Raw genomic sequence first — 14,462 nt, 5'->3', positions numbered from 1 at the left:
CGGCGGACGCGCGCGGCGCGAGGAACGCGTCGAAGATCCGGCGCGACTCCGCGCGCGCGGTGGCCCACGTCGCTCCGGGCCGCAGCGCGCCCCCGATCTCGATCCACCAGATCCTCGTGTCCGTGAACGGGTCGGCGCCCGGCTCCATCCAGTCGTTGCCGAGAATCACGGAGAACGACCGGAGCGGCATCCAGAGATCGGGCGACGTTCCGGGCTCGAGACCGAAGAACCTCTCGGGGAGGACGCCGACGAGGAGGACGCTTTTCCCGTTGACGACGATCGGCCGCCCGATCGCCGACGGATCGGCCCCCAGCATCCTCTCCCAGAATCGATGGGAGATCGCCGCGACGGGCGGCGCTCCCGGCCGATCGTCGGCCGGAATCACGAGCCGACCCGCCGCGGGCTGCACGCCGAGGACGTCGAAGAACGAACCGGAGGCGAACCTCGCGACCGCCGAGGCGCCCCGGCCGCCGATCTGGACGTTGACGGAGGGGTCGTTGGCCATCAACGCGAACGTGCCCGAGAACGCGCGGTTCCCGGATGCGATCGCTCCGAACACCGGATAGGGAAACGCGGTCGTCCACGTCTCCCCGGTCGAGTCGTCCTTGCGGCTGCTCCCTTCGAGGTCCTGCACGATCTTCGGCCATTCGCGCGAGGACCAGGTGAGGAGACCGAGCGAAGAGGGCTCGCGCACGGGAAGACGCCGCAGAATCAGGCCGTCGACGACGGAGAACACCGCCACGGTGGCGCCGATGCCGAGTGCGAGGGTGACGATCGCCGCCGCCGCGAGCCCGGGGCGGCGCGCGAGGGAGCGGAAGGCGTAGCGAAGGTCGTTTCCAAGTCCGGTCATGGCGTCACCTCACTCCTGCCGCAGCGCGGCCATCGGATCGATCCGGGATGCCCGCCGGGAGGGCACGAGCGCGGCGAGGAGCGCCGCCGCGAAGAGAATGGCGGATACCGCCCCGTACGTCGCGGGATCGAACGGCCGCACGTCGAAGAGGATCCCGGAGAGCAGCCGGGTCAGGAACAGCGCCCCGACGATCCCCGCGCCGAGACCGATCGCGGCGAGCCGCGTGGCGTCTCCCAGAACCATGCCGACGACGTCCTTGCGCTGCGCGCCGATCGCGATCCGCACGCCGATCTCGCGTGTGCGGGCGGCGACGGCGTACGAGAGCACTCCGTAGATCCCGATCGCGGCGAGCGCCAGTGCGGCCGCCGAGAAGATCGAGAGGAGGAACGCGTAGAACCGCGGCGCCGCGACGGAGCGCGAAACGACGTCTTCCATCGACGTCATGCCGGTCACCGGAAGGTCGGGGTCCCGGCGGTGGACGATCTCCCGGACCGCGCGTCCGACCGATTCCGGCCGCTGCGCCGTCCGGACGACGATGGTCAGGCTCGAGACGCCGACCTGGTCCAGGGGGAAGTAGGCCGCGGGCTCCGGGTCCTCCGAGAGCGAGCGGTCGTGCGTGTCGCCCACGATGCCGACCACGGTTCCCTCGACGTCTCCCTTGATCGGGCGCGCTCCCATGACCAGGTACTGTCCGATCGCGTTCCCTTTCGGGAAGAACCGGCGCGCCGCAGAGCGCGTGAGCAGCAGCACCCGCTCGGCTCCTTGCCGATCCGCGTCCGTGAAGACGCGCCCCGCGACGAGCGGGCTCCGCATGGTCGCGAAGTAGTCGGGGGAGACGACGCGGAGGTTCATGGATGGCTCGTCCGACTTCGGGACCGGCGCGCCGGCAACGGTGAACGAGCTGCTGAAGGACGAGGAGGAGAGCGGGGCGCAGAACACCCCCCCTGCCGCCCGGACTCCGGGCAGCGCGTCGAAGTCGGCGAGGAGCCGCCGATAGAACGCCGAGCGCGAAGCCGGGTCGGCGTATTTCGCATCGAGGGTGAGATCGAACGTCAGGACGTGATCCGCGCGGAAACCCGGATCCACGCGTACCAGCCGGCCGAAGCTCTTGACGAGAAGCCCGGCCCCGGCGAGCAGGAGGAGCGCGAGCGCCATTTCGCCCGCGACGAGCAGGTCGCGCAGGCGGCGCCTGGCCGGGGTGCCTCCGCCCGCGGTCTCGCGCAGCGAGACGGGGAGACTCGAGCCGGTCGCGCGCAGCGCGGGGACGAGCCCGAAGAGGATCGCCGTCGCCGCCGCGATCCCCGCCGTCATCGCGAGCACGCGAACGTCGACGCCGATTTCGGACAATCGCGGGAAATCGGACGGCCCGTAGCGGACGATCAGGCGGTCGGCCGCCGCCGCGAGGGCGATTCCGCCGGTCGTCCCGGCGGCGGCGAGCAGCATCGACTCCGTGAGCATCTGCCGGACAATGCGGGCGCGTCCCGCGCCGAGGGCCCGGCGGACCGCGATCTCGCGTTCCCGCCGTGCGCCGCGGGCGAGCAGCAGGTTCGCGACGTTCGCGCATGCGATCAGGAGGACGAGCGCGACGGCTCCGGTGAGGACGAGAAGGGCCGGCTTCACTTTTCCGACGATCTGTTCCTTCGCTGTCCGGAGGGAAACGGTGTGCCCCTTGTTCTTGTCGGGGTAGGCGGCGGCGAGGCGCGCCGCGATCCCTTTCACCTCGGTTTCGGCGGCCGCGAGGGAAACCCCGTCCTTCAGGCGGCCGATGACGGAGATGTAGTGGGCGCCCCTCTGCCTCTCCACGTCCGGGCCGAAGTCGAGGGGGGCCCAGAGGTCGTCGGACCCGAGGGGGAAGGCCAGACTCTCGGGAGCCACGCCGATCACTTCGTACGGCTCTCCGCCGAGGCGGATCGTCGCCCCCACGGCGTCCGGGCGTCCGCCGAACCGGCGGAGCCAGAGCGAATGGCTGAGAACCGCGACGTGGTCCTTCCCTGCCGCGCACTCCGCCGTCCCGTAGAAGCGGCCGAGCTCGGGGCGCACCCCGAGCACGGAGAAGAACGTGCCGGTCGTGGACGCGTAGGACGCTTCCTCCGGCTCGCCCGACCCGGTCAGGGGATCCGAGCTCCGCGCGTACGCCGCCATGTCGGAGAACGACCGGTTCTGGGCGCGCCAGTCGAGAAAATTCGGCGGCGTCGCCGTCATCCCGAACATCTCCTTCTCGGGCATGTCCTCGCGGACGAACACGAGGCGATCCGCGCGCGGGAAGGGAAACGGCCGGAGGAGGACGCCGTTGACGACGCCGAGAACGGCGGTGTTCACGCCGATCCCGAGGGCGAGCGTCGCGACGGCGACGGCGGTGAACCCCGGGCTGCGGCGGAGGCCGCGCCAGGCGTACCGGAGATCGGAGACGATATCGTGCATTGTTCCCTCCTTCAGTACTGCCGGAGCACCGCGGCCGGATCGAGGCGCGTCGCGCGGCGGGCCGGAACGAGACTCGACGCGAGCGCGAGCCCGCCGGCGAGCAGCGCGACGGCGGCGAAGGTTTCCGGGTCGCGCGGCCCGACCCCGTAGAGCTGTCCGGAAAGGAGGCGGGTCGCCGCGAGGGCGCCGCAGACTCCGAGCACGAGTCCCGCCGCGATCCTCCGCGCGCTGCCGCCCGCCACGAGACGAAGGATGTTCCCGCGCGTTGCGCCGAGGGCGATTCGGATCCCGAGCTCCCGTCTCCGCTGGAGCACCGAATTCGAGGCTACGCCGTAGATCCCGATTCCCGAGAGGAGGAGCGCGATTCCCGCGAAGGCGTTGAGCAGGATCGCGGCGAATCGGCGCTGCCCGGCCGACGCGGCTCGCGTCTGCTTCATCGTCGCGAGGCCGTCGACGATCTGCTCGCGGTCGAGCTCGCGGACGGCGCGGCTCGCCGCGGCGCCGACCGCCGCGGGAGAGCGCTCCGCGCGGATCACCAGCGTCATGTCGTTGTCGGCGGAGAGCTGCTCCTGGGGGACGTAGATCTGCCCCGACGGAGGGGAGTCGAGGCCTCGATTCCGGACGTCGCCGGCGACGCCGACGATGGTCCGCCACGGCCCGTCCGTCCCGCCGATCTTCACGCGCCGCCCGATCGGATCCGCGGCGCCCCAGAACCGGCGCGCGAGCGTCTCGTTGACGACGATGACCGGAGGAGCTCCGGCGCGGTCGGCGGCCGCGAGCCACCGTCCCTTCCGCAGCGGGATCCCCATCGTCGCCCGGTAGTCCGCGCTCACCGAGAAGCGGTCGGCGGACGGGTCGTTCTCGGGATTGGCCGCCGGCCGGTCCTCCGCGTGGATCCCCCACGAGTCGAAGGTGTTTCCGAGGGGGAGCTGGCTGACGACGGCGGCGGAGCGGACGCCCGGGAGCGCGCGGACGCGGTCGAGCGCCCGCCGGTAGAAGCCGACGACCGCCGCGTCCTCCCGGTACCGGGGCCCGGAGAGGTGGACGTCCATCGAGACGAGATTCGTCGCGTCGAATCCGGGATCGACGTCGAAAAGCCGCGCGAGGCTGCGGACCAGGAGCCCGGCACCGCAGAGCAGGACGATGGCGAGCGCGACGTCGAAGACGACGAGGCCGCCGAGGAACCGGCGCCGGCCGGGTCCCGCCGTTCCGCCGGAGACGTCGGCGATCGCCGCGGCGGGCTCGATGCGGTTGGTCGCGAGCGCCGGGGCCAGCCCGAACGCGATCCCCGTCGCGACGGAGATCGCCGCGCAGGCGGCGAGGACGCGGAGATCGATGCCGACCGCGGACATGCGCGGAAGGTCGATCGGCGCGCCCGAGAGGAGCAGCCCCGTCAGAACGCCCGAGAGCAGCAGGCCGAGCCCGCCTCCCGCCACGGAGAGGAGCAGGCTCTCGGTGAGGAGCTGCCGGACGATCCGCCCGCGCCCGGCCCCGAGCGAGACGCGCAGCGCGATCTCCCGGCGGCGCTCCGCCATGCGGGCGACCAGAAGGCTCGCGACGTTCGCGCACGCGAGGAAAAGGACGAGCGCGACGGCTCCGAGCATGACGAGGAGGGGCGTGCGCACCGATCCGAAGATCGTGTTCGACAACGGCTCGACGGCGGCGCGGGGCGAGGCGTATTCGGTCGGGAACGCGCGGGCGAGCGCCGCCTCGATGCCGGACAGCTCGGCCGATGCCTGCGCCGCGGAGACGCCCGGCTTCAGGCGGCCGAACGCGCGGAGGTGGTGGCAGGTGCGGCAGGCCTGGGGAAGCGACGCGTCGTAGCCCAGGGGCGCCCAGATCTCCGTCTCTCCCCGGCGGCTGATCGCGAACACGGATTCGAATCCCGCCGGGAGGACGCCGACGAGCGTGTAGGACGTGCCGCCGAGCGAGATCGTCCGGCCGACGACCGCCGGATCGCCGCCGAAGCGGCGGACGAAGAGGCCGTGTCCGATGATCGCGACGCGGTTGCGGCCCGGCCGATCCTCTTCGGGGAGGAATTCCCTGCCGAGGGCGGGACGGACCCCGAGCATCCGGAAGAAGCCGGCGGAGACGCGCAACCCCTCGAGCGGTTGCGCATCGGCTCTGCCGACGAGGGTCGGGTTCCAGTAGGAGGTGACGGTGACGTCCTCGAAGCTCTTCGCCTGCCGCCGCCAGTCCGCGTAGGTCGCCCACCCGACGTTGTCACGGTGGCCCGCAGAGTCGAACTCGGCGAGCGAGACGAGCCGCTCCGGGTGGGGGAATCCGAGGGGCCGTAGGAGCACCCCGTCGACGACCGAGAAGACCGCGGTGTTGGCGCCGATCCCGATCGCGAGGGTCGCGATAGCGACCGCCGCGAAGCCGGGCGACCTCCGGAATCCCCGGAGCGCGAATCGGATGTCCTGCAGGAGACCCGTCATGACCCCTCCTTCACTCTTCTCTCAGCGCCCGCATCGGATCGATCCGCGCCGCGCGGCGGGCGGGGAGCCAGGCGGCGGCCGCCGCGACGGCGGCGAGCAGGAGCGGGACGGCGACGAACGTCGCGGGATCGCCCGGAGCGACGCCGTACAGGACCGAACGGAGCACCCCCCGGGCGGCGAGCGCCGCCGCGAGGCCGCCCGCGAGTCCGGCGGCGACCGGAGGAGCGATCCGCCGGAGGACGCCGGCCACGACGTTCCCGCCGGTCGCTCCGAGCGCCATCCGGATCCCGATCTCGCGCGTCCGTCCCGCGACGATCCGTCCGACGACCCCTGACAGACCGCCGACGGACACGAGCAGCCCGAGCGCGGCGAAACTGCCGAGGAGGGTCAGGAGGAAGCGCCGTCCGGCGAGCGAGCGTTCGGCGATCTCCTCCAGAGACGCGATCCGATACAGCGGCTGCCCCGGATCGACGCGGTGGACGGCCGCCGCGAGCTCTCCGGCGGCGGCTTCCGGCGCGCCGCTCGTCCGGACGACGAGCGTCATGACTCCCATGGACCTCTGGGCTTCGGGGTAGTAGATCTCGCTCGCCGGCGAGGCGTCGATCGCGAGACGGACGTCGCCGACCACGCCGACGACCGTGAACCACGGCCGCGGACGGTCCGGCCGCGAGCGGGCGTTCGTGAACCGGCGGCCGATCGGATCCCGGCCGGGCCAGAAGCGCCTTGCGGCGGCCGCGCTGACGACCGCGACGCGCGGCTTGTCCGCGTCGTCGGAAGCGAGAAATCCGCGGCCGCGAAGGAGGGGGATCCCGATCGTGCCGAAGTACGCCGGGTCGACGATCGCCACGTCGGTCGACGGCACGTCCTCGGCGGCCGGCTCCGGGCTTCCTTCGACGACGATTCCGTCCTGACGGTTCGCACCGCCGAGCGGGAGCGGATTCACGGCGGAGGCGGCCCTGACCCCCGGGATGCGCCGCGCTTCCCGGAGCGCCGCGTCGTAGAACGCGGCCTCCCGGCCGTCTCGCCCCGGACCGTCCGGAGCGTCGAGGCGCGCGGTGAGCACGCGGGAGGGAAGGAAGCCGGGATCGACGCGCAGGAGGCGCCAGAAGCTCCGCGCGAGCAGCCCGGTCGCGCAGAGCAGGACGAGCGAGAGCCCGATCTCTCCGGCGATGAGCGCCCCGGTGAGCCGGCCGCGCTCCGGCCCCGCTGCGTCGCGCCGGGCGAGTCTCTCGGGCGTCTTCGCCGAGCGAAGCGCGGGAGCCAGCCCGAAGAGGATCGCGGTCGCGACGGTCGCCGCCGCGAGGACGGCGAGGACCGGGGCGTCGAGTCTCACTTCGTCGAGCCGCGCGATCTCGATCGTCCGCGAGACGGCGATCGCCTTCAGCAGCCCGAACGCGGCGGCGAGCCCCGCGGCGGACCCCGCTGCGGCGAGCGCGAGGCTCTCGGTCAGGAGCTGGCGGACGACGCGGCGCCGGTCCGCGCCGATCGCGACCCGGATCGCGATCTCGCGCCGTCGCTCGGCCCAGCGCGCGAGGAGGAGGTTCGAGACGTTCGCACAGGCGATCAGCAGGAGCAGGCTCGCGGCAACGGAGACGATCAGGAGCGCGGGCCGGACGTCGCCGACGACCTCGTCTCGGAGGGACCGCACCGCGATGCCGTGCTTGCCGTTCTCCGCCGGATAGGTTTCGGCGAGATTCCGACGGACGCGATCCATGTCCGCGCGCGCCGTCGCGAGCGAGGCGCCTTTCCGGAGCCGCCCGATCGCGTACAGCCCGGCGTGGCTCTTGCGCATCAGCGTGTCCGAATCCGGATCGCGCGCCCAAGGCCCGAGCGGGATCCAGACGTCCGCCGTTCCGTAGTCGTAGGAGCGGAGGCCGGGCGGCGCCACGCCGACGACGGTGCGGATCGCTCCGCCGATCGAGACCGGGCGTCCCACGATCCCGGGATCGGAGCCGAAGCGGCGCGTCCACAGGGCGTGCGAGAGATAGGCGACGGGCGGCGCGCCCGGCAGGTCGTCGGAGGGAACGATCGTCCGTCCGAGCCGGGCCGGGACGCGGAGCGTCGCGAAGAAGTTCCCGGAGACGACGTGGGCGTTGAGGCGCTCGGGGGGATCGCCGGGAAGGGTCGCGCTCGAGCCGGTGAACGCGGCGAGCGATTCGAACGAGCGGTTCCGGTCGCGCCAGTCGACGTAGTTGGGATACGAGACCGAGATCTCCGAGCCGTCGGGGCGGGTCTCCGTCATCCAGACGAGCCGGCTCGACTCGGGATAGGGAAGCGGATCGACGAGGACGCTCTTGGCGACCGAGAAGATCGCGGTGTTGGCTCCCGTGCCCAGCGCGAGGATCGCGACGGCGAGCGCCGTGAAGCCGGGCCGTCTCCGGAAAGCGCGCCCGGCGTAGCGGAGGTCCTGGATGAGGCCGGTCATGTTCTCCTTGTTCCTTTCTCACTCCGCCCGGAGCGTGGTGGATGGATCGACCTTCGCCGCCCGCCTCGCCGGGACGTAAGCCGCCGCGACCGCCGTCCCGAAGAGAACGAGCGCCGCGGCGCCGAGTGTCGCGGGATCGCTCGGGCGCACTCCGAACAGGAGCGACCGCAAGACGCCTCCCGCGGCGACCGATCCGGCCAGGCCGATCCCGATGCCGGCGCCCGACAGCAGGAGAGCGGAACCCAGCACGAGGCGGAGAATGCTCGCCGGAGTCGCGCCGAGCGCCATCCGGATTCCGATGTCGCGCGTCCGCTGGGCGACGAAGTAGCTCATGACACCGTAGATTCCGCCGATGCAGAGGAGGAGTGCGATTCCGGCGAACGCCGCCACGAGCGAGAGCGCGAAGCGGTCGCCGTCCATCGAGTCGTCCCGGATCTCCGCCATCGTGCGGAAGCCGAAGACCGGCTGGGCCGGATCGAACCGCCGGACCGCCTCCCGCACCGCGGGGGCGAGCGAGGCGGGAGGAAGCGCCGACCGGACGACGAAGGTGACCGTGCGGGCGAGACCGAATTCGTAGAGCTCGTTGCCCGGCACGATCTGCGCGGCCGGAAAGTCGATCTCCGGGTCGGCGGGACGCCCGAGCCCCTCCTGACGGATCGACCGGTACACCCCGACGATCGTGATCAGGGGCGACGACGCGTCGAACCGAAAGCGTCGGCCGAGCGGATCGTCCGCGCCGAAATACCGGCGGACGAACGCGTCGTTGACCACCGCGACCGGCGGAGCGTTCCCGGTATCGGCGTCGCTGAAGTCGCGGCCGCGGAGCATCGACGCCCCGATCGCGGCGTAGAACCCGGGACTCACGACGCGGAGCTCGGCGTCCTGGTCCCTCGGATCCGCCGGTTCCGGCCGCCCCTCGAGGAGGAAGCTGCCGTTGAAGCCCCACGACTCGAGCGGAAGCCGGTTGATGGTCGCGACGGCGCTCACGCCGGGAACGGCGGCGAGCCGTTGCCGGACGGGGGCGTAGAACGCTTCCTCGAGGCCCCGTCCCGGGTAGCTCTTCTGGGAAGGCGCCGTCTTGAACGTGACGACGCGCTCGGTCGCAACCCCCGGGTCCTGCCGCGCGAGCGCGACGAGGGTCCGCGCGAGCAGAACGGCGGAAGCGAGCAGAACGAGCGAGAGCGCCGTCTCGCCCGCGACGAGAGCGCCGCGCAGACGATCGAGCCCGTGCGGCGAGCCGGCCATCTCTCCGCGGAGCGTGGTGGCTTCCGCGCGCGCGGCGCGGATCGCCGGGAGCAGCCCGAAAAGGAGGACGGTCGCGCCGCTCGCGGCGAGCCCGAAGAGGAGCATCCGCCCGTCGGGCGAGAACGCCGCGGCGCGGGGCAGATACGGCTGGATCACCCGGGAGAGGAGCGCCGCGCCGGCGGCCGCGACCGCGATTCCGGCGGTCGCGCCCGCGAGCGCGAGCACCGCGCTCTCGACGAGCATCTGGCGCACGAGGCGGAGCCGCGCCGCCCCGAGCGCCGTCCGGATCGCGAGCTCGCGGCGGCGCGCCGTCGAGCGGGCGAGGAGCATTCCGGCGAGGTTCACGCACGCGATGAGCAGGACGAGGACGACCGCGCCGGAGAGGATGAAGAGCTTCTGCCGGTAGTCGTTCGACGACCAGAGCCGGAACGGAACCACGCGGCCGCCGCGGTTGCGGGCGGCGTCCGGATACGCGCGGGCGATCCCCCGCATGATGCCGTCCATCTCGGCGCTCGCCGCCGCGGCGGATACGCCGGGCCGCAGGCGCGCGATCGTGCCGAGGAAGTGCGACCCGCGGTCCGCGTAGATCGGCGCGTCGGGATGGAGCGGCGTCCATATCCCGTCGGAGAGCCCGACCGGGAACTCGAACCGGAGGGGAGCGACGCCGACGATGGTGCAGGGAGCGCCGTTCAACCGGACGACGCTCCCGACCGCCGCGGGGTCGCTCCCGAAACGCGTCCGCCAGACCGGATTCCCGAGGACCGCGACGCACGCGGCGCCGCGGGAATCCTCGCCGGGAGCGAACGTCCGCCCGAGCGCGGCGCCCACGCCGAGCACGTCGAAGAGATTCGCGGTCGATTCGACGACGCGGACGCGCTCCGGTCCTCCGCGGCGTTCGAGGTTGCCCGATTGCGCGAGATACCCCGCCATCCCGTCGAAGCTCCGGGCCTCGTTCCTCCAGTCGAGGAAGTCCGCCCACGAGGGAGGGCCGAACCCGCGCGCGGCGTTCCACGTCTCGATCACCTGGACGAGCTCGCCCGGGCGGACGTACGGGTACGGCCGAAGCAGCGCGCGGTCGACGATGCCGAACATCGCCGCGTTCGCGCCGATGCCGAGCGCGAGTGTCGCGACGGCGACCGCCGCGAAGCCGGGCGTGCGGCGGAGTCCCCGGAGAGCGAACCGGACGTCCTGCAGGAGACCGCTCATGGATCCTCCCTTCACTCTTCTCTCAACGCCCGCATCGGATCGATCCGGGCGGCCCGGCGGGCCGGGAGATATCCGGCGACGAGCGCGACGGCGGCGACCGCCGCCGTGGCCGCGGCGAATGCGCCGGGATCGGCCGCGCGCACGCCGAAGAGGAGAGACGCGATGAGCCGCGCGACCGCGAAGGCCAGCGGGACTCCGGCGGCCGCTCCGGCGACGAGGAACCGGACGACGTCGGCGAGGACGAGACGGCGAACCGAGGCCGCCGTCGCTCCGACCGCCATTCGCACTCCGATCTCGCGGGTCCGCTGGGTCACCGAGTACGCGAGCACGCCGTAGATGCCGATGCACGCGAGGAATGCGGCCACACCCGCGAACGCCATCGCCAGCGTGCCGACGAGACGGCGCCGGGATGTCGAATCGTCGATCTGCGACCGGAGGCGCTCGACGTCGGGTGGGGGAAGCGCCGGCTCGACGCGGGAAACGAGCGCGCGGACGTCCCGGACGGCCGTCTCCGTCGCGCCGACTCTCCGGACATAGAAAGTCAGCTCGCGCAGACGCGCGTCCTGGAGGTACGGGAAGAAGACGAACGGCAGCGGCTCCTGATCGACCTCGGACCGGCTGTCGCGCGCCACGCCGACGATCTCGGTGTCCCGGGGGGCTCCCGAGGGGCCGAAGCCGATCCGGAGCCCGATCGGGTTCCGGCCGCCGAGGTACCGGCGGGCGAAGGTTTCGTTCACGATCGCGACCTTCGCTCCCGCCGCGTCGTCGCGGGACGAGAACTCGCGTCCGGCGGCGAGCGGAATTCCGAGTGTGGCGAAGTAGTCGGGACCGACCCAGTCCCGGCGCGCCTGGCGGTCGGCGCCGGGCGGCGCCGGAACGCCGTCGATCGAGACGTCGCCGCCGCTGTCGTTGTCCTGGAAGACGCCGAGCTCCGACGCGCTCACCGATCGGACTCCCGGAAGAGCGGCCAGAACGTCGGTGAGATCCCGAGCCTGACGGGCGGTCTGTTCGGGGGAAGCGCCGGTCAGCCGGGGGTTGATCGAAAACTGGACGATTCCTTCCGGCCGGAGCCCCAGATCGACCGCCGACAGCCGGCGGAGGCTCCGGGCGAAGAGCGCGGCTCCGACGAGAAGGGCGAGTGTGAGCGCGACCTGCCCGCTCACGAGCCATCGCCGGAACCGCAGCACGCCGCCGCGCGGGTCGGGCATCCCGTGGAGGACCCCGTTCGGGTCGAGCCGCGATGCGCGGAGAGCCGGCGCGAGCCCGAAGAGGACGCCCGCGGCGAGCGATGCGCCGAGCGCGAAAAGGAGCACCGGGAGATCGATCGTCATCGGAATCCGCCTCAGGTCCGCGTCGGCCGGGAGCGCGCCCACGAGCAGGTGGACGACCGCGGAACCGAGGGCGACGCCCGCCGCTCCGCCGATCACGGCGATCACGAGGCTCTCCACGAGGGTCTGGCGGAAGAGGGCGGTCCGGTTCGCTCCCACGGCGAGTCGGATCCCGTGCTCCCGCCGGCGGGCGGCGCCGCGCGCCAGGAGGAGGCCGGCGAGATTCGCGCACGCGATCAGCAACACGGCGCCGACCATTCCCATCAGGGCGAGGAGCGGTGCGGCGAGCTCGGTCTGCAGGATGGTCCGCCCCCCGCCGCCGGCGACGAGTCGGATCCGCCGGTCGACGAAGCGCCGGCGTTCCCCGGCGTCCCAACCGGTCAATCGCGGCGCGACCTCCGCGAGGAGGGAACGGTAGGTCGCGGCGAGCATCGCCTCGGCGCGGCGGAGGGACTCGCCCTCCTTCAATCGTCCGATCATCTGGACCCAGTAATCCTTCGGGTCGTCGAGGCCGTTCCAGGAGGGCGTCATCGACGCCTTCATCGTGATCGGCACGAAGAGGTCCGCGGGGCGGCCGCGCTGGACCCCCTCGAATCCCGACCGCGCGACGCCGACGACCGTCAGGGCCCGTCCGTTGACCGTGATCGTCTTGTTCAGAACGGCGGAGTTGCCGCCGAACCGCCGGCGGAAATAGTCGAAGGAGAGGACCGCGACCGGATGCGCTTCCGGAGCCGTGTCGTCGGAGGGCACGATGGCGCGGCCGAGCGCCGGAGCGACGCCGAGCACGTCGAAGTAGTTCCCCGAGACCAGCTCCCCCCGCGCTTGCTCGGCGCGGTCCCGCTCGACGACGCTCGCGTCGAACGGAAAAACGGCGAGCAGCCCCGCGAAAGCCCGATTGCGGTCCCGCAGCCCGCGGTACATCGGGTAGGAAAACGACGTCGCGCGGTCGCCGTCGGTCCAGGTGTGCCCCTGCGACGGACCCGGGGACCGCAGCAGGACGAGCTCGTTCGGACGGGAGACGGGAAGAAGGCTCAGGAGGACCCGGTCGATCACCGTGAAGATCGCCGCGTTCGCGCCGATGCCGATCGCGAGGGTCGCTACCCCCACGACCGTGAAGACCGGGTTCTTCCGGAGCCCCCGGAGAGCGTAACGGACGTCCTGGACCAGCGTGTTCATCCGATCACCTCATTCGTCCCGCAGCGCCGAGACGGGGTCGACGCGGACGGCGCGCCGCGCGGGGAGCGCGCAGGCGAGGAGACCGACCGCCGCGAGCAGCGCCGCGACCCCCGCGAGCGTCGCCGGGTCGGAGCGGCCGACGCCGAACAGGAACCGTTCGAAGGCGCGGCCGAGGAGGAGCGCTCCCGCGAGACCCGCTGCGGTGCCGGCGCCGACGAGCCGCATCCCCGATCCGACGACCATGCGGAACACCTCGCCGGGTCGGGCGCCGATCGCCATCCGGACGCCGATCTCGTGCGTGCGCTGGGCCACCGTGTACGAAATCACCCCGAAGAGGCCGATCGCCGTCAGGACGAGCGCGAGCGCGGCGAAGAGCGTCACGAGCACCGAGGTGAACCGCTCGGCGCGGACGGAGTCGGAGACGTACCGCGAGAGAGGCTGGGACGCGTAGACGGGGAGCTCGGGATCGATCCTCCCGACGAGCCGCCGGATCGACGCGAGCGCCGCGGCGTCGTCGCCCGACGTCTTCACGACGAGCCACGTCGACGTGAAGCCGACCTGCGCTTCCGGGAGGTAGACGACCGGACCGGGCTCGTCGCGCAGACCATCGAGCTTCACGTCGCCGACGATGCCGACGATCTCGCGGAAGGCGGGCGGCTCGTCCCCGGCGGAGACGGTCGGGCGGATGCGGCGCCCGATCGCGTCGCCGCCCGGGAAGAACTTCCGGGCGAGCGCCTCGTTGACGATCGCGACCGGGGGCGCGTGCAGGTCGTCCCGCCGCGTGAACTCCCGTCCCGCGCGCACCGGAATTCCCAGCGTCCGGAAGTATCCGGGCTCTGCCGCGGCGAACGCCGCCGTCCAGGGGAACGGCCGCCCCGCCGAGGAGGCCGGCGGCGCGATTCCCGCGCCCGGCGCGAGCCCGAAGGCGACCATGTTCTCGAAACCGGAGAGCGGCAGCGGCATCACGGCGCCGGCCGAGACGATCCCCGGCGCGCGTCCGAGCTCGTCGACGACCGACGCGTAGGCCGCCGCCGCGCGCGCGGCGTCCGGGTAGCGGATCGCGGGGAGATCGAGGCGCGCGGTGAAGACCCGGGTCGCGTCGAATCCCGGATCCACGTGCACCAGGCGGCCGAGGCTCCGGAGGAGGAGTCCCGCTCCCGCGAGCAGGACGAACGCGACGGCCACCTCGCCGATGACGAGACCCGCGCGCAGGCGGTGCCGCCCGCCCCCCGGCGTCGATCCCCGCTCGCGCAGTGCGTCGGCGAGATTCGGACGCGCGGACGCGAAGGCCGGCGCGAGCCCGAACAGGATACCGGTCGCGAGCGAGAGCGAGAGAGCGAAGAGGAGGACGCCTCCGTCGACGGTGATCTCGG

7 protein-coding genes are annotated in these 14,462 nt (G+C 72.6%); all 7 read right to left on the bottom strand.

What is annotated here, in order from left to right:
* The coding region (locus tag VKH46_09125; protein HKB70992.1) for an ABC transporter permease at positions 1 to 850 on the bottom strand (850 nt) is incomplete at its 3' end.
* A gap of 9 nt (positions 851 to 859) precedes the next feature.
* Positions 860 to 3,271, bottom strand: a complete 2,412-nt coding sequence (locus VKH46_09120) for an ABC transporter permease (protein ID HKB70991.1) — start codon at positions 3,269 to 3,271, stop codon at positions 860 to 862.
* Positions 3,272 to 3,282: 11 nt separating this feature from the next.
* Positions 3,283 to 5,709 (bottom strand): ABC transporter permease, encoded by a 2,427-nt coding sequence (locus tag VKH46_09115; protein HKB70990.1) that lies wholly within the window; start codon positions 5,707 to 5,709, stop codon positions 3,283 to 3,285.
* Between the two features lie 10 nt (positions 5,710 to 5,719).
* Positions 5,720 to 8,134, bottom strand: coding sequence for an ABC transporter permease (locus tag VKH46_09110; protein ID HKB70989.1), 2,415 nt, complete (start codon positions 8,132 to 8,134; stop codon positions 5,720 to 5,722).
* Positions 8,135 to 8,152: 18 nt separating this feature from the next.
* Positions 8,153 to 10,585, bottom strand: coding sequence for an ABC transporter permease (locus VKH46_09105; protein HKB70988.1), 2,433 nt, complete (start codon positions 10,583 to 10,585; stop codon positions 8,153 to 8,155).
* 11 nt (positions 10,586 to 10,596) lie between these two features.
* Positions 10,597 to 13,089: an ABC transporter permease gene (locus VKH46_09100; GenBank protein HKB70987.1), complete on the bottom strand. Its 2,493-nt coding sequence runs from the start codon at positions 13,087 to 13,089 to the stop codon at positions 10,597 to 10,599.
* Between the two features lie 9 nt (positions 13,090 to 13,098).
* On the bottom strand, positions 13,099 to 14,462 hold a 1,364-nt coding region (locus VKH46_09095; protein HKB70986.1), incomplete at its 5' end, for an FtsX-like permease family protein.

The sequence above is a fragment of the Thermoanaerobaculia bacterium genome (assembly GCA_035260525.1).
Classification (GTDB): Bacteria; Acidobacteriota; Thermoanaerobaculia; order UBA5066; family DATFVB01; genus DATFVB01.
The sequence above is the reverse complement of the archived record's forward strand: the minus strand, read 5'-3'. Positions and strand labels throughout refer to the sequence as shown.